The sequence below is a fragment of the Moorena sp. SIO3I6 genome (genome assembly GCF_010672095.1).
On the sequence record NZ_JAAHHU010000002.1, the window covers coordinates 95,680 to 112,171 of the forward strand.

Consider the following 16,492-nt stretch of genomic DNA (forward strand, 5'->3'; position numbering starts at 1 on the left):
ATTAAGAAATAGTAGATGCACCCTGACTAATCCCTCAGCTACCCGCTGGGGATTTTTTTTGTTGAATTTTGTCTCAACTAATCTATCATTTCTATTTGGCTTAGGCATTTCTAAATTGTTCCGGATCTAGAGAGAGCAATCAAGGAATAAGAAATAGTAGATGCACCCTGATTCATCCCTCAGCTAGCCGCTGGGGATTTTTTTTGTTGAATTTTGTCTCAACTAATCTATCAGTTCTAATTTATTCCGGATCGAGACAGAGCAATGAAGGATTAAGAAATAGTAGATGCACCCTGACTAATCCCTCAGCTAGCCGCTGGGGATTTTTTTTGTTTAATCTTGTCTCAACTAATCTATCAGTTCTATTTGGCTTAGGCATTTCTAATTTATTCCGGATCGAGACACAGCAATGAAGGATTAAGAAATAGTAGATGCACCCTGACTAATCCCTCAGCTAGCCGCTGGGGATTTTTTTTGTTTAATCTTGTCTCAACTAATCTATCAGTTCTATTTGGCTTAGGCATTTCTAATTTATTCCGGATCGAGACACAGCAATCAAGGATTAAGAAATAGTAGATGCACCCTGACTCATCCCTCAGCTACCCGCTGGGGATTTTTTTTTGTTGAATTTTGTCTCAACTAATCTATCAGTTCTATTTAGCTAGTGTGTTTCTAATTTCTTCCGGATCGAGAGAGAGCCATGAAGGATTAAGAAATAGTAGATGCACCCTGACTCATCCCTCAGCTACCCGCTGGGGATTTTTTTTGTTCAATTTTGTCTCAACTAATCTATCAGTTCTATTTGGCTTAGGCATTTCTAAATTGTTCCGGATCTAGAGAGAGCCATGAAGGATTAAGAAATAGTAGATGCACCCTGACTCATCCCTCAGCTACCCGCTGGGGATTTTTTTTGTTCAATTTTGTCTCAACTAATCTATCAGTTCTATTTGGCTTAGGCATTTCTAAATTGTTCCGGATCTAGAGAGAGCCATGAAGGATTAAGAAATAGTAGATGCACCCTGACTCATCCCTCAGCTACCCGCTGGGGATTTTTTTTGTTGAATTTTGTCTCAACCAATCTATCAGTTCTATTTGGCTTAGGCATTTCTAAATTGTTCCGGATCTAGAGAGAGCAATCAAGGAATAAGAAATAGTAGATGCACCCTGACTCATCCCTCAGCTACCCGCTGGGGATTTTTTTTGTTCAATTTTGTCTCAACTAATCTATCAGTTCTAATTTCTTCCGGATCTAGATCAAACCATAAAGGAATAAGAAATAGTAGATGCACCCTGACTAATCCCTCAGCTACCCGCTGGGGATTTTTTTTGTTTAATCTTGTTTCAAACAATCTATTAGTTCTATGTGGGATAGCCATCTTGCCTGTTTCCTTGGCGTAAGCATTTCTAAATTGTTCCGGATCTAGATAGACGAATCAAGGATTAAGAAATAGTAGATGCAACGTGACTAATTCCTCAGCTATCCGCTGAGGTTTTTTTAATAGACCTCTTGCAAAAGTCCAAAAATATCGCTCTTCAGCACTTACTAGGAGCGGCTGCCAGTATAATTCTACTAAAAGCATTAGTAGACAATACTTTCGTAATTTAAAACCTGTTAGTTTCCTTAGCAAGATAAATTTAAGGAAGAATATTAGATATCCCGATGGGTAAAAGGCTTAGCATTCTCACCAACATAAGTAGCGGCAATGTGACCATTACCTGTAACCTTGTATTTGTAAGTCACCAATCCCTCTAAGCCCACTGGACCACGGGGGGGCATTTGTTGAGTGCTAATTCCTACTTCTGCTCCAAAACCATAGCGGAAACCATCGGCAAAGCGAGTAGAACAGTTGTGGAAAACATTAGCTGCATCAACTTGATTTCCGAAGCTATCTGCTACCTCCTGGTCTTCAGTAACAATTGCATCCGTATGTCTGGAACCATAAGTATTGATATGGTTAATCGCTTCTTCCACAGAATCTACTACTTTGATAGAAAGAATTAAATCACTGTATTCTGTAGACCAATCCTCATCCGTTGCTACAGAGATTGGGATAATCTCACGGCTAGCTTCATCCCCTCGCAATTCTACATTACCCTTTTTCAAAGCTTCTGCTGCTAGGGGCAAAAAACGAGGAGCAATTGCTGAATGCACCAGCAGGGTTTCAATAGCATTACAAACAGCTGGATATTGAGTTTTGGCATCAACGGTGATAGTTACCGCTTTCTCCAAGTCAGCTGCTGCATCAATATAGAGGTGGCAAATCCCATCAGCATGACCAAGTACTGGAATACGAGTATTCTCCTGCACAAACCGAACAAAAGCGTTCGACCCTCTGGGAATAATCAAATCCACATAGTTGTCTAGTTGTAACAGCTCTTTGATTTCTTCTCTAGTGGTTAACAACTGTACCGTTGCTGGGTCAACTGCTGTCGTAGATAATCCTTTATGAATTGCTTTGACTAGGGTTTCACAGGAGCGAATTGCTTCTTTACCGCCTTTGAGGATAACACCATTACCAGATTTAATCGCAAGAGAGGTAATTTGAATTAAGGCATCGGGACGAGCTTCAAAGATAACTCCTAAAACTCCTAAGGAACAAGTGACTCGTTTGAGGATTAGTCCTTGATCCAGTTCTCGATGAATTTGGACATTGCCCACAGGATCACCAAGGTTGCCCACATCTCGCACCCCCTGAATAGCCCCCTTGAGCTTTGTTTCGTTGAACTTCAGGCGATTATAAAGGGCTTTAGGAATGTTATCTGCCTCAGCCGCTTGGCAGTCTGCAGCATTCGCCGCTAGGATTTCCGGTGCTGCAGCTTCCAAGGCTTGGGCTATTGCCTCAATAGCTTCATTTTTAGCCTTTGTTGAGAGAACGGCTAAGTTCTGTGCAGCTTGACGGGTTTTTTGAGCGATCGCACTTAGGGGTATGGATGCAAGTGGTGTAGCTGTCATGGTTGTGATTTTGGAGGCAATACCAATACGTGATCAGAAGTGTAGCAAATTGACGCTCCCACAGGGTGCAGGCACTGCTATTGTCGGGGATTATTGCTTGCCCCAAACCCCCATCATCGGCTAAACCATCACTTATACATCAGGTTAACTATAAGGTTAACGTTGGGAAAACGCGATCGCATACAGCCGCTGTTGATAGTAGTAAATAGCTTACCCAATTCAGCCATCGATACCCCTTAGTTAGTCGAGCTGTGATCTAACAGCAAGACACTCAGGGGTTATTTTTTTTGAACTCAAAAGCGTTTCCCGGCTACATACTAGTTGCCTCACCTCTGACCAGCTCCCCTTACCCTGAAGTTATACCATTGGTTAACTATAAGGTTAACTTTGGGAAAACGCGATCGCATACAGCCGCTGTTGATAGTAGTAAATAGCTTACCCAATTCAGTCATCGATACCCCTTAGTTAGTCGAGCTGTGATCTAAGAGCAAGACAGGGGTATTTTTTTTGTGTAACAGCTCAAAAGCGTTTCCCGGCTACATACTAGTTGTCTGACCTGTTACCAGCTCGTCTTATCGTCAAGTTATACCATTGGTTAACTATAAGGTTAACGTTGGGTAAACGCGATCGCATACAGCCGCTGTGGATAGTAGTAAATAGCTTACGCAATTCAGCCATGGACACCCCTTAGTTGGTCGAGCTGTGATCTAACAGCAAGACACTCAGAGGGTATTTTTTTTGGAACAGCTCAAAGGCTTCTCCCAGCTAAATACTAGTTGTCTAAGGTCTGAGCAACTGGTCTTACCCTGAAGTTATACCATTGGTTAACGTTGGGAAAACCCGTACGCATACAGCCGCTGTGGATAGTAGTAAATAGCTTACGCAATTCAGTCATCGATACCCCTTAATTCCTCTGTCTGTGATCTAATAGCCAGACAGGGGTATTTTTTTGTCTAACAGCTCAAAAGCGTTTCCCCGCTACATACTATTTGTCTGAGGTCTGAGCAACTGGTCTTACCCTGAAGTTATACCATTGGTTAACTGTTTGGTTAACGTTGGGAAAACCCGTACGCATACAGCTGCTGTGGATAGTAGTAAATAGCTTACGCAATTCAGTCATCGATACCCCTTAGTTGGTCGAGCTGTGATCTAACAGCACGATACTCAGGGGTTATTTTTTTGGGAACAGTAATAGCTAATGGGACAGGAACATAACGGTTGCACGAAGTCGCGTACGATACTTAATTTTGTCACCAATGGATAGAAACTGATATCATACATTGGGATTTTATTATCGAATTAAAAATGACACCAGAAGACTTTTTGTCATCGAGTGCTTGGATTGTTCGGATGAAGACTTACTTCAAGCTTATGGATGTCAACGGAGATGGGGTTTTGTCGCTCTCGGACTACGAAACAATTGCGGATCGGTTTGTCAAACTTCAAGGTAATTCGTCGAATTACGAAGTAATCCGGACTCTGTTTCACGACCTATTTCAGTATATAATCGCTGGAGGGGGTGCGGTCGATGCCAACACCATGATCGGGGAAGAAGAGTTTATTACCAATGCCGCAAAGGCTGTCACGGTAATCGAATCGTCACTAGAAGTGGGTCGGCAAAAGAACGAAGTCTTTTTTGATCTCATCGACACCGATCATTCCGGTCAGATTTCCCGTGAAGAGTACCGGAAGTATTTGGCAATATACTCCGGTGAAGACCAGCCCGAAAGTGCTGACAAGGCTTTCAACAGTCTTGACACTGATGGTAATGGTTCCATCACCCGGGCCGAGTTCATAGAAGGTCATATGGGATACTGGTTTACACTTCCCAGGGACCAAACGGACGGTCCGCTTCCTTATGGATCGTTGATCGATGCATAGGTAAGCCTATTGCTGATCGCTCCTAAATCTAAGATGCTCTATAACTATTAGATTATTGTCGGTGCTGGTTCAGCAGCTTTTGTCCTTGCTAACCGCCAACACCACTTAGGAATTAGCCCTTAAGTTTAGCCATCATTTCTGCTTCATTCCAGTAGGACAAAACCTGTTGAATCTTACCGTCATCATTGATTTCAAAAACACTGATGCCTTCAGCAGTAGCCTCACGACCATTCTTAGCAGACACCTGCATCCTCCACTTTACCGCTGCTCCATTGCCAGCAATAAAAATTTGCTCTTGTGAGATGTCAAAGCTGTTAAAGAAGCTAGACAGTAGTCCAAAGAACTTCTCCGAGTCCTCAGAGACGTTGATTGGTGGCTTTCCCACTGGGTCATAAATCACTGCATCTTCAGCAAAAATCTCTACCCAGCCTCCTGGATTCATGGCCGCCATGTTAGCAAAATAGACATTGATGACTGATGCGATCGCTTCTGTTGACATAGTTTCCATCTAACTTAACCTTTCTATTATCTGTTAAATTCTGCCTTGAACGAATAATCCCAGCCAAAAGGCAAAAGGCAGATCACAGACTGATCACTAATCACGGCAATAACCATGCCAGAATACGTTTAGCAATTTTCTTAGGACCAGGCTTGGCCGAGAGCAAACCTGACAATAGCTGACGCAACATCCAAGGCGCAATCCTGATTAAACATGAACGTAGCAGCCATTGTACTATTACTAGAAGTAGACCACAGCTGACTATGCCCACTATAATAATCAACCATCTCCAGGGTTGAGCAAGTATTAGCTGTAATACACCAGGAATTACCAGCACTGCCACAATCACCAGGATTATCATCAGCGCTGATAGTCCCCAAGCCAGCTTAGGGAAGTTGGGTGATGGTTTCAGGCGTAGCTGAGCCAAGATTTGAGTGATCAGCCAGTAATGAGCGTCAGCAATTTGACAACAAAAGTCGGGATTCTCCAAACAGTCTCTCTTGATCTGGTGAACGATTTCTCCATCAAGGGCAATCACACTCCGCATCAGTGCCTGTGCCCGATCAACTGGTAGATAGTACGTAGAAAACGTCAATCCAGACTGGAGGCGGTTTTCCCAATCCAGCAGAGCTAAATGGCGTAAATCACTAAGCAACTCTCCGGAAATATCAAGGCCGTGACCAGTCTGTTGTGCTTGTTTAATTTTTGTAAGAATATCTTGATTTAAATCAAAGCGAATGCTATGAAACAGCACGCGGGAGCGTGTAATTTGTTCTTGCTCAATGTTGATGTATGAGTCTATATTCATACCTTGCCCCTGGTCAAGGGTTTGAGAGTGCTGTTGGGATTGACGCCACACAGGAGTAACCAGATTACACCACCACAGCACAATAAAGGTTTTCAGGCTCCCAAATCAAGCCTTCTTCAGCAGCAATTTCTTCCTAGCTTAGTTTTATTAATAGCTGAATGGGTCAGGGAGTCAGTGCTCAGTCTAGTTTATCGTTAATTTTTAAACTTAAGTTATAAACCGTCAACTTTCAACTTTCAACTTTTAACTTTCAACTTTCAACTTTCAACTTTCAACTTTCAACCAAGCTGATAGCTGACTGAGCCACGATAAACTGAAATAATATTAAGAAATGTTAAGAGCAGGAGTTTTTATCATGCAGACGATCAGGTTAGGTCAGAATGGTCCGATGGTCACAGCCTTGGGAATTGGGACGTGGTCATGGGGAGACAAGCTGTTTTGGAACTATGGCAGTGACTACGGCACTACTCAGGTAAAAGAAGCCTTCGAGGCAACCTTGGATGCTGGAATTAACTTTTTTGACACCGCTGAGGTGTATGGACTAGGAGAATCAGAATCCCTGATCGGACGGTTTATGAAGCAGGTGGGACGGAAAGCCCAGATTGCTACTAAGTATTTCCCCTTACCCTGGCGATTTAGCGCTCAGTCAGTTTCTGATGCGTTGAGCGACAGTTTGAAACGTCTGCAAGTCGAGCAAGTGGAACTGTACCAAGTACATATGCCTTTTAGTTTCTTGATCAGCCAACAGACGTTGATGAATGCTCTAGCTGTTGACATCCTCACCGCCTGCCGAAGTGCGGTGATTCCTAAACCTCACGATTTAGGTTTCTGCTTCATAGCACCAGCCCTCCGAGATTTACTCTCTTCAGGTCTTATGGTCGCTCCACAGACTATCCCCGCAAGCCCTGCGGTTCTTATGTGTTGAAATTCCAAACAAGAAAAATCTTGATGTACTTTGTTGATTCAGGGGTTGGACTTCCATTGCCCCGTCTTCTTTTCCCGGTCTACCGATTTTTCTGCGCCGCCAGGTTACTGGACTTCGCTCGTGTAGGCTGTCTGTTCGCGAAGCGTGACCTTTGGTCAATCCATCGTCTCGGGTGGGTCGTTGACCATTTCCATTCTAACATGTTTTGCCGTCCTAGAAGGACGGGGTTTCAAACCCAAAATTTCTGATGAAGTGAAGCGTGGTCGGATTGGAGCAGTTGGTGTCAGTAACTATTCCGCTAAGCAAATGGCAGAAGCTCACAGTTACTTGGCAGCCCGTGGCATACCCCTAGCGGTGAATCAGGTGCAATATTCTCTGTTGCATCGGAAAATTGAGAGCAACGGTATTCTTGATAAAGCGCGTCAGTTAGGTGTGACTATTCTGGCTTACAGTCCCTTAGCTCAAGGATTACTCACTGGCAAGTATACGGTAGAGAGCTATATCAAACCCACTGGAGCTAGGGCTATTGACCCCCGCTTTAGCAAAAGTGGTTTAGAAAAAATTGCCCCTGTGCTAAAGCTACTGAGTCAGTTAGGGGAAAAGTATGAGCGAAAACCAGCTCAAGTTGCCCTTAACTGGCTGATTGCTCAAGATGGAGTAATCCCGATTCCCGGTGCTAAGACCGCACAACAGGTGCAAGACAATGCAGGGGCTTTGGGTTGGGCTTTGAGTCAGGAGGATGTTACTCAGTTGGAACAAGTGACTCGTCTTTGGTTAAAATAAATGCCCAAGGGAAGCGCCCCTACCATTACGATTGAGCAATAGATTTTAGAAACGATAGCCTGCACCAAATTGCAATTTAACTGGGGAAGTATCGTTGTTTTCATCACTAAGGCTTAATCTGCCGCTGCCGTAGATTATGGTGTAGTCATTGACTGCTGCTTCTACACCAGCAGTCAATACGGCTGAATTTTGATTACCTAAAGGAGTGGTGATCTCCTCGTTGTTCACAAAGGTATAGCCTCCACCAACATAAATGTTAGTATTGCTGGCAACCGGTACATCGTAGGTAATTGTTGGCTCGAGAGCACGACCTTTGTCCGAGAGAAACGCTGCACCACGCACTGAAATTGGTAAATTGGGCAGATCAATACGACCTTGATACATGCTACCAATCCTTTCATCGCTTGAGTTTGATCCAATTCCCAGCAAATTCTCAAAGGGATTGAGGATATCATTACTGATTGTGCTGCCATCGTTACTAATTCCCACGTAGCTACCCTTTAATCCATCAGGTTGAGCAGAGCCAGGGCTAGCAGATAGAACCATAGCAATCATTAAGATTAGAGAAGTTGCGGCAGATTTGAGTATGGCTTTCATCGGTTTCATGGTTATAATTAAAAAACCCCCCGCTTTGATTGCAGGGGGATGGCTATCAAGGTGCATCTACTATTTTTCTATTTCTCAGCCGAGTTGAGTTATCCGGATAAGTTACAGAAAAATATCCGATTGACTCCAGTGATGGCGTTGCTGAATGATAGGATGATTTTGTCGCCACCCCATTGAGAACTGGTATAGCGCTACTCGCAAGGCAAGAGGCTTGCATACAAAAGGCAACAGTTTAGTACAAAAGCTTTTGAGCTTGTATCAATGTCAAACACCTTAATAGGTAGTGCTATATATGTAAACAAAAAGCGATCGCTTGTTGAGATAGCGATCGCTTTTTGAGGTCACGATCTGGTTGACTGACAAAAAATGATCAAACAGTTAGAGCGGGTGTTTAGTGGGCGTTCCCGTAATATGTAGTGGTCAGCTATTAAACATCAACCTTAAAGAGTATTTTTGTTCAATATATCAAGAGTGTAGATTGAGTGTGGCTAGTGTAAAAATTCACTGATTAGCCAAAATCTGACTATTTTATGGATAGGCTATGTACATGCTGCGTCGCTGGTGGGGGAGACATGGAGTAGCAATTATGCTGGGGAGTCTTACCCTAATTGCTGCTTGGTTACTGAGAACAACTCAGGGTGCAACAATTTTTGAAATCTATCAATTGATAACCCGCCCTTTTCAATCGCTACCTGCAAGAGAAGAAAGCCTCTCTAATGGGCGGATACTGGAACTACAACAGCAGGTAGAGGAACTCAAAACCCAAAACCAGAAGCTAAAAGAGCTGTTAGGTTATAAGAAAACCCAGAATAAACTAAGAATTGTTGCGCCTGTTGTGGGACGTAGCGCTGACAGTTGGTGGCAAGAAATCATTCTGGGAAGAGGGAGTGAAGCTGGAATCAAAACGGGCTTCGTTGTTATGGCACCTGGCGGTGTAGTGGGTAGAGTCGTTAGCGTGACACCCCACACCAGTCGTGCCTTGCTGATCAGTGACCCCACTAGTAAGGTAGGTGCCGTGATCAGCCGTAGCCGTAGCATGGGTTTTTTGGGTGGACAAGGAACTAATCGGGCAATAATGCAGTTTTTTGATAAACTGCCAAACGTGCGTCCTGGTGATGCTGTGGCTACCTCCAGTGTCAGCCAGCTTTTCCCAGCTGGTTTACCCCTAGGACGTGTAGAGTCTGTTATTCTTGACAAAAGTCCAGCGCCAGAAGCGATTATTGAGCTGACAGCCCCGATGAGTTATCTGGAGTGGGTGATTATTCATCCAAATGACCCATGACCTATGACTAATGAACCATGACTAATTAACCATGACCAACACGTCTGAGTTTTCTATTTGGGTTCGTCGCACAATCAATTGGGCAGTGACTGTTAGTTCAGTTATCCTCTGCTCAATATTATTACTGACACGTTTACCGGGAATGGAATTACTGGGAATTGCTCCCAACTGGCTGTTGATTTGGGTTGTGGCCTGGAGCATTAAACGCACAGCGTTTCAAGGAGCATTTGCAGGGTTGGTATTGGGATTAGTGCAAGATGGTATGACATTCCCTGAGCCTACCCATGTCTATAGCCTTGCCATCGTGGGGGTCTTGACTGCTCTAATTCAAAAGCAACGGTATATTCAGGAAGATTTTATTTCAGTAGCTTTAATTGTCTTTGGCATGGCGATTGTTGGGGAAACAGTGACTGCTATTCAGCATAGTTTTCAAGGCTCTCGCCAATTAGCACAAATCTGGACAGACCATCAGCGTATTGCCATCTGTTCTGCCATTCTCAGTAGTCTTTGGGCACCAGTCGTCTACTATCCACTCAATCGATGGTGGCAGTGGTGCAATTCAATGGAGGAATCCTAATGCTTTATGAAGGTTGTTCGCGTAGCGTGGCCGAAAGGCCAAGGTTTAAGGTTAGCAGGTTGAAGGTTGAAGGTTGAAGGTTGAAGGTTGAAGGTTGAAGGTTAACAGGTTTAAGGTTTAAGGTTAACAGGTTTAAGGTTAGCAGGTTGAAGGTTAACAGGTTTAAGGTTAACAGGTTGAAGGTTAACAGGTTTAAGGTTAGCAGGTTGGAGGTTTAAGGTTAGCAGGTTAACAGGTTTAAGGTTAGCAGGTTGGAGGTTTAAGGTTAGCAGGTTATGGCTCTACCGCACCTAGTATCGATAAAACCGCGCTTATTGCTCACTAATTTATGATTGGGCGGTTGATTTATAAAAAATTATTCGATCAAAAACTAAAACTCCCGCTCAATCAGGATTATACTAATTATTTTATAACAGTGTCTTGATCCAAAGCGCGAGTGAGGGAAACGCCTGTAGAGCCACTGCATCGCTTTTACAGAGCAAGTTCGGTAGAGCCAACAGCTCTAGAAATTTCTAATAGATAAGAGGTGGCACAAAGTAGGTCGCTAGAGATATGAGTGGGTTCAAACCGCTTGAGATATGATTCAGAACGAATGCCACAGGTAAGAGCTATGGTGGGAATTGAGAGGGCTTGTCCTGCGAGAATATCGGCTTCTGTATCACCAATCATCCAAGCAGATACGGACGGTTCAGCCAGCGGAGATTGTTCGGTATAGGAAGAAGAACAATGCTCAGACAGTGCTTGTTGGAGAAGTTCCTGTTTGACCTGAGCATAGTTTTGATAAGCATGGTGGTTTTCTCTTGTCCCATAAATGCCGCTAAAAAGACGAGTTAAACCGTAATTTCTCAATATCTGTTTGACCTGGGATGTGCAACGCAATGTCACCAGAACGAGTCGGATGCCATAAGAATGCAGCAGAGCTAAGGCCCAGTTTACGTTTGGTTGCAGCTGATCTTTGTTCAATAAGGCAGATTGATTCACAATCTTGATCACACGCCCCAAGAAGAAATCGATTTGCTCTCCTCGTAACCCTGAGCGCATGGCAATTTCCTCGTCAGGGATGCGTTCTTGCTTCATTTGCCAGAACTGCTGTTTACTCATGGTCTGGATCGGTAAGGTTATACCTTGAGCTTGGTAGAACCCTTGAGTATCGGTTAGTGCTAGCTGGTAGGTGGTGTAGTAGCGATTGGAAACATCAACAATGGGACCGTCAAAATCACAGAATACGGTCAGTTGTTGCAAGTAGGGGACTGTATTTTGAGGCAGGTAAAATCGGGATAATTGCCTGTCTGGGGCAGCAACACAGTTCATAGATTAGTTCTGGGCTGGGCTGGGCTTTTTGACATACTTCTTTACAATTTACCAGCTTTAGTGTAGATTGCCACCTGCTTGAGGGGACATTGATACCATTTTGTATTCTTTGAGGTAACTATGTTAAAGGTTGACGGTTGACGGTTGATAGTTTAATTTTAACTATAAATAGTTAAATAAATAAAGCTCACTTTTTGCCTAAGGAACTGGAGCAGCACTTAGACAAAATTAGGCAACAATTGCATTCCATGACAGCCAATTTATACTAGGATATAGAAAAAAACCTATATATTGATCTGTTTAATCCTGCTGTTGAGCTACTAGGGGCGTAATGAGCGAAAATATTGCTTTGAGTAGATTAATTCAAGACCCCCATCCTAATATTGGGATAAGACCACTATCTCTTTGTAGCTAGGCATGAGCTACTGTATCAATCCCCTGTGCCTTCAGCCAGATGACCCAGGGAACATGACGAATCTGGTTTGTCGCCATTGTGGCTCAGATTTGTTATTACAAGGTCGCTATCGGGTGATGCGCCTGTTGAGTGACCAAAGTGGCTTTGGTAAGGTTTACGAAGCTTACAACGGAGCAGTCCCAAAAATTCTGAAAGTGCTTAAGCCAGAGCACAACTCGAAATCCAAAATTATTGAACTATTTCGCCAAGAGGCAGCTGTATTGAGCAAGCTGACTCATCCCGGTATCCCTCAAATCGATCCAGAGGGCTACTTTCAGTTTTTTGCTAGACATAGTAAAGAGCCCCTGCATTGCATCATCATGGAGAAAATTGATGGACTTAACTTGAAGCAGTGGATGAGGCAACAAGGCAATCACCCAATTCTAGAACCGCAAGCCCTTAAATGGTTAAAGCAGATAGTAGAGATTTTGCATCTTGTTCACCAAGAAAACTATTTCCATCGCGATATCAAGCCAGAAAACATCATGCTCCGTGCCAATGGGCAATTGGTATTGATTGACTTTGGCACTGCTAGAGAGTTGACCTATACCTACCTAGCAGAAATTGGTGGTGGAGGCAGTGTTACCAAGATTAGTTCCCATGGCTATACTCCCCCAGAGCAAGAAAAAGGGTATGCAGTCCCACAGTCTGATTTTTATGCTCTAGGGCGAACCTTTGTTTATTTACTGACTGGTAAATCAGTCACCGATCAGAGTGTTTATGATCCGTTAAATGATCAATTTCATTGGCGTGAGCATGCTCCTCAAATATCTGAGCAGCTAGCCGACTTTATTGATAATTTGATGGCTCCAACGGCAGCAGCTCGACCTCAGAAGACTCAGCAAATTTTAAATGATATAGCTAATATTTATTCTTTGATTAGTATTTCAGAGGCTAAGACTAATATAGAAGCGAGTACAACCAACCAAAGATTTAAAACTAAATCTCAACCCAATATTTCTATAGAAACAGAAGTTGTAACACCCCCAAGAAGAAGAGGGTGGTTAGGAGGGATATTGGCTCTGGTGGTTGGCTTATTTGGTTCTGGTGGTTGGCTATTGTATCAAGCCTACAATCCTTCCCTGAGAAAATCTCAAGAAATATCTGTAGTTAACACTAAGACCTTTACTGCTCATTCAAGTTGGGTTAATTATCTAGTCATTAGTCAAGATGGCGAATTATTAGTTAGTGCTAGTGCCGATAAAACGATTAAAATTTGGAATATTAACACGGTAGAAGCAATCCACACTCTCGAAGGTCATAATAGCTTTGTTAATTATCTAGCTATTAGCCCGGATGGACAACAATTATTTAGTGCTAGTGCCGACAAAACGATTAAGATTTGGGATATCAACACGGGAAAAGAAATCCACACTCTCGAAGGTCATAAAAGTTATATTAATCATTTAGCGGTTAGTCCGGATGGACAACAATTATTTAGTGCTAGTGCCGACAAGACGATTAAGATTTGGGATATCAACACGGGAGAAGAAATCCGCACTCTCCAAGGTCATAAAAGTTCAATTAACTTTTTATTAATTAGTCAGAATGAGCAAGAACTATTTAGTGCGAGTGCCGATAAGACGATTAAAATTTGGGATATCAACACTGGGGAAGTACTCCGGACTCTCAAAGGTCATGATAGCTTTGTTAATTCTCTAGCTATAAGTCCGGATGGACAACGATTGTTTAGTGCTAGTGCTGACAATACTATCAAAGTTTGGAATCTAGATACTGGGGAAGAAGTCAACAGTCTAAATGATCATACCAATTATGTGGAAGAACTAGCTATCGGTGCTAATTGTAAGAAGTTGTTCAGTGGAAGTGCAGATAAAACGATAAAAGTGTGGGATTTTGCTAATGAAAAACTAATCTATACTCTAAATGGTTTTCCAAATCCAATTGAATATTTTGCGATTAGTCCTGATTGCCAGACAATTGCTACTAGTGGTGGGAAAAAGATAATCAAACTCTGGCAGGTTCCACAGTTAAGTAATTAGTTTGTAAGTAATTAGTTTGGGTGAGCTGTTTGCGAGCAATTTTGATTTTATGAAGTTTAGAGTTAAAGTTAATTAAATGCTGATGATTACAAATAAAATCTCAATAGTAAGAGACGAATGGACAACTCTCCTGTGACATCTTTTCCTGAAACTCCCTTGGCGCAAGCCATGATACAGCGGTGCATCCAACTAGCAAGGCGAGCCGAGGGACGTACTACACCCAACCCTTTAGTCGGTTGTGTAATTGTCCGGAATGGGGAAATTGTTGGGGAAGGGTTTCATCCCGCTGCTGGTCAACCTCACGCGGAAGTGTTTGCCCTCTCAGAGGCTGGAGAAAATGGCGAGGGAGCAACGGTTTACGTGAATATGGAACCTTGCAATCACTATGGTAGAACCCCTCCTTGTACAGAAGCGTTAATTAGGGCTGGAGTCGCTAAAGTAGTGGTGGGGATGGTGGACCCTGATCCACGGGTATCTGGAAAAGGTATTGAACGGTTAAGGGCGGCTGGGATTGAAGTGGTGGTAGGTGTGGAAGAGGCTGCTTGCCGTCAGCTCAATGAAGGCTTTATTCATCGCATTCTTTACCAGCGTCCATTGGGAATTCTCAAGTATGCCATGACTTTAGATGGCAAAATTGCTGCTACTAGTGGTCACAGCAAATGGATTACAGGGGAAAAGTCCCGCAGTTGGGTGCATCAACTGCGATCAGCTTGCGATGCAGTGATTGTGGGCGGTAATACGGTGCGTCAGGATAACCCCAATTTGACTAGCCACAATCCAAACGCACCGAATCCCCTACGGGTGATCATGAGTCGCACCCTCGACTTACCCAGAGATGCTCGTGTTTGGCAGACGGATGATGTACCTACGTTGGTGTTTACAGAGGTCGGAACTGAGGGAGATTTATATCAACATCTGGTCAACCAGGGTGTAGAGGTGGTGGTATTGAATCCCCTGACGCCTTCTCAAGTAATGGCATATTTATATGACAGGCAGCTTTCCAGTGTGTTATGGGAATGTGGTGGTATCTTAGCTGCAAATGCGATCGCAGACAGTGCAGTCCAAAAAATAGTAGCCTTTATTGCTCCCAAAATCATTGGTGGTCAAGGTGGTCCCTCACCGGTAGGAGATTTAGGCTTGACACTCATGACTGATGCTCTAACCTTAGAACGAGTCAGTTGGCGTCAGATAGGATCGGATTATGTTGTAGAAGGTTATATACCTTCTAAGAGGGAGTAGGGAGTAGGGAGTAGGGAGCAGGAAAAAGGCAAGAGGCAAGAGGCAAGAGGCAAGAGGCAAGAGGTAAAATATTTTGTGGAGAAACGCTATTTTTATAAAATTTGAGATAAAAACTGCTTAGTACGTTCATGTTGAGGATTGTTGAAAAATTCCTGGGGTGTACTTTCTTCCACCAACTTCCCATCAGCCATTAATACCACTCGGTCTGCCACTTCTCTAGCAAAACCTACTTCGTGGGTAACGCAAACCATAGTCATCCCAGAATCAGCAAGCGATCGCATGGTATCGAGTACCTCTCGCACCATCTCGGGGTCTAGAGCTGAGGTAGGCTCATCAAATAACATAATTTTAGGCTGCATTGCCAAAGCACGGGCAATAGCTACCCGTTGCTGTTGTCCCCCTGACAGTTGACCGGGATACTTCTTGGCTTGTTCGAGAATACCGACTTTTTCTAACAGCTGCATGGCAATTTCTTCAGCTTTTGCCTTTTTCCAGCGGCGCACCCAAATGGGAGCAAGGGTGACATTTTGCAGTACAGTCAGGTGAGGAAATAAGTTAAATTGTTGGAACACCATCCCCACTTCCTTGCGAATGGTATCAATGTTTCGCAAGTCATGGGAGAGTTCAATGCTATCAATAACAATTTTTCCTTTTTGATAGTCTTCTAAAGCATTAAATGTCCGAATAAACGTGGATTTTCCAGACCCACTAGGCCCCATGATCACCACTACTTCTTTTTTCTTGACTTCTAGACTGACACCACGCAGAACATGAAATTGGTTGCTGGTGTACCACTTATGAACATCTTGAGCGATGATCATTGATTCGGTATCTCCGGAATTAACTGGGTCTTGAGGAGCAGTGATCGGTTGTTGATTGGTCATGATTCTTTTCTCTTAAGTAACGTTGGATTGGGTTACAGGTTGAAGGTTACAGGTTGTTCGCGTAGCGTGGCCGAAAGGCCAAAGTTACAGGTTTAAGGTTACAGGTTGTTCGCGTAGCGTGGCCGAAAGGCCAAAGTTACAGGTTTAAGGTTACAGGTTGTTCGCGTAGCGTGGCCGAAAGGCCAAAGTTACAGGTTTAAGGTTATATAGCGTTTATCGCAGTTATGAGGTATTTTATTCTTTGACGTTGATTCCCTGTTTTCATGCAGCGCAGGACTATTCCCTATTCC

The 16,492-nt window shown here is 43.4% G+C and carries 13 protein-coding genes and 1 pseudogene; 7 read left to right on the plus strand and 7 right to left on the minus strand.

Going from position 1 to position 16,492, the window contains the following annotated elements:
* Positions 1-1,648 precede the first annotated feature (1,648 nt).
* Complete coding sequence (locus tag F6K49_RS01225; RefSeq protein WP_293046636.1) at positions 1,649-2,953, minus strand: glutamate-5-semialdehyde dehydrogenase; 1,305 nt, start codon at positions 2,951-2,953, stop codon at positions 1,649-1,651.
* Positions 2,954-4,258: 1,305 nt separating this feature from the next.
* On the opposite strand from F6K49_RS01225, the gene F6K49_RS01230 reads away from it, so the two are divergent.
* On the plus strand, positions 4,259-4,834 hold the full coding sequence (locus F6K49_RS01230) for an EF-hand domain-containing protein (protein ID WP_293068020.1): 576 nt from the start codon (positions 4,259-4,261) through the stop codon (positions 4,832-4,834).
* Positions 4,835-4,946: 112 nt separating this feature from the next.
* Here F6K49_RS01230 and F6K49_RS01235 read toward each other — a convergent pair whose 3' ends face one another.
* Positions 4,947-5,342: a nuclear transport factor 2 family protein gene (locus F6K49_RS01235; RefSeq protein ID WP_293026645.1), complete on the minus strand. Its 396-nt coding sequence runs from the start codon at positions 5,340-5,342 to the stop codon at positions 4,947-4,949.
* A gap of 91 nt (positions 5,343-5,433) precedes the next feature.
* Positions 5,434-6,222, minus strand: a complete 789-nt coding sequence (locus F6K49_RS01240; RefSeq protein ID WP_293026647.1) for a hypothetical protein — start codon at positions 6,220-6,222, stop codon at positions 5,434-5,436.
* 274 nt (positions 6,223-6,496) lie between these two features.
* Between F6K49_RS01240 and F6K49_RS01245 the strand changes: the two genes are divergently transcribed.
* Both F6K49_RS01245 and F6K49_RS01250 read left to right on the plus strand, forming a co-directional pair.
* Positions 6,497-7,066 carry an aldo/keto reductase gene (locus F6K49_RS01245; RefSeq protein ID WP_364302583.1) on the plus strand — a complete coding sequence of 190 codons (570 nt, stop codon included), beginning with the start codon at positions 6,497-6,499 and terminating at the stop codon, positions 7,064-7,066.
* Positions 7,067-7,306: 240 nt separating this feature from the next.
* Positions 7,307-7,849, plus strand: a pseudogene (locus F6K49_RS01250) (aldo/keto reductase); the annotation flags it as partial.
* Between the two features lie 45 nt (positions 7,850-7,894).
* Here the strand turns inward: F6K49_RS01250 and F6K49_RS01255 are convergent.
* Entirely contained in the window at positions 7,895-8,446 is a 552-nt protein-coding gene (locus tag F6K49_RS01255) for an outer membrane beta-barrel protein (protein WP_075905767.1), read from the minus strand.
* Positions 8,447-9,002: 556 nt separating this feature from the next.
* Between F6K49_RS01255 and mreC the strand changes: the two genes are divergently transcribed.
* Positions 9,003-9,737, plus strand: coding sequence for a rod shape-determining protein MreC (mreC, locus tag F6K49_RS01260; RefSeq protein WP_366514112.1), 735 nt, complete (start codon positions 9,003-9,005; stop codon positions 9,735-9,737).
* A gap of 31 nt (positions 9,738-9,768) precedes the next feature.
* A complete protein-coding gene (gene mreD / locus F6K49_RS01265) occupies positions 9,769-10,314 on the plus strand; it encodes a rod shape-determining protein MreD (RefSeq protein ID WP_293071722.1) in 546 nt (181 codons plus the stop codon).
* 471 nt (positions 10,315-10,785) lie between these two features.
* On the opposite strand, the gene F6K49_RS01270 is transcribed toward mreD, so the two are convergent.
* Entirely contained in the window at positions 10,786-11,625 is an 840-nt protein-coding gene (locus tag F6K49_RS01270) for an HAD hydrolase-like protein (protein ID WP_293071723.1), read from the minus strand.
* A gap of 417 nt (positions 11,626-12,042) precedes the next feature.
* Here F6K49_RS01270 and F6K49_RS01275 point away from each other — a divergent pair, with 417 nt between their 5' ends.
* Together F6K49_RS01275 and ribD are read left to right on the plus strand one after the other, a co-directional pair.
* On the plus strand, positions 12,043-14,079 hold the full coding sequence (locus F6K49_RS01275; RefSeq protein WP_293093545.1) for a serine/threonine-protein kinase: 2,037 nt from the start codon (positions 12,043-12,045) through the stop codon (positions 14,077-14,079).
* A gap of 117 nt (positions 14,080-14,196) precedes the next feature.
* Complete coding sequence (ribD, locus tag F6K49_RS01280) at positions 14,197-15,318, plus strand: bifunctional diaminohydroxyphosphoribosylaminopyrimidine deaminase/5-amino-6-(5-phosphoribosylamino)uracil reductase RibD (RefSeq protein ID WP_293093548.1); 1,122 nt, start codon at positions 14,197-14,199, stop codon at positions 15,316-15,318.
* Here ribD and F6K49_RS01285 read toward each other — a convergent pair.
* On the minus strand, positions 15,305-15,448 hold the full coding sequence (locus F6K49_RS01285; protein WP_293093551.1) for a hypothetical protein: 144 nt from the start codon (positions 15,446-15,448) through the stop codon (positions 15,305-15,307). The genes ribD and F6K49_RS01285 overlap by 14 nt on opposite strands.
* Complete coding sequence (locus tag F6K49_RS01290; protein WP_293030252.1) at positions 15,411-16,202, minus strand: amino acid ABC transporter ATP-binding protein; 792 nt, start codon at positions 16,200-16,202, stop codon at positions 15,411-15,413. Before F6K49_RS01290 ends, F6K49_RS01285 begins: the two co-directional genes overlap by 38 nt.
* Positions 16,203-16,492: the final 290 nt, after the last annotated feature.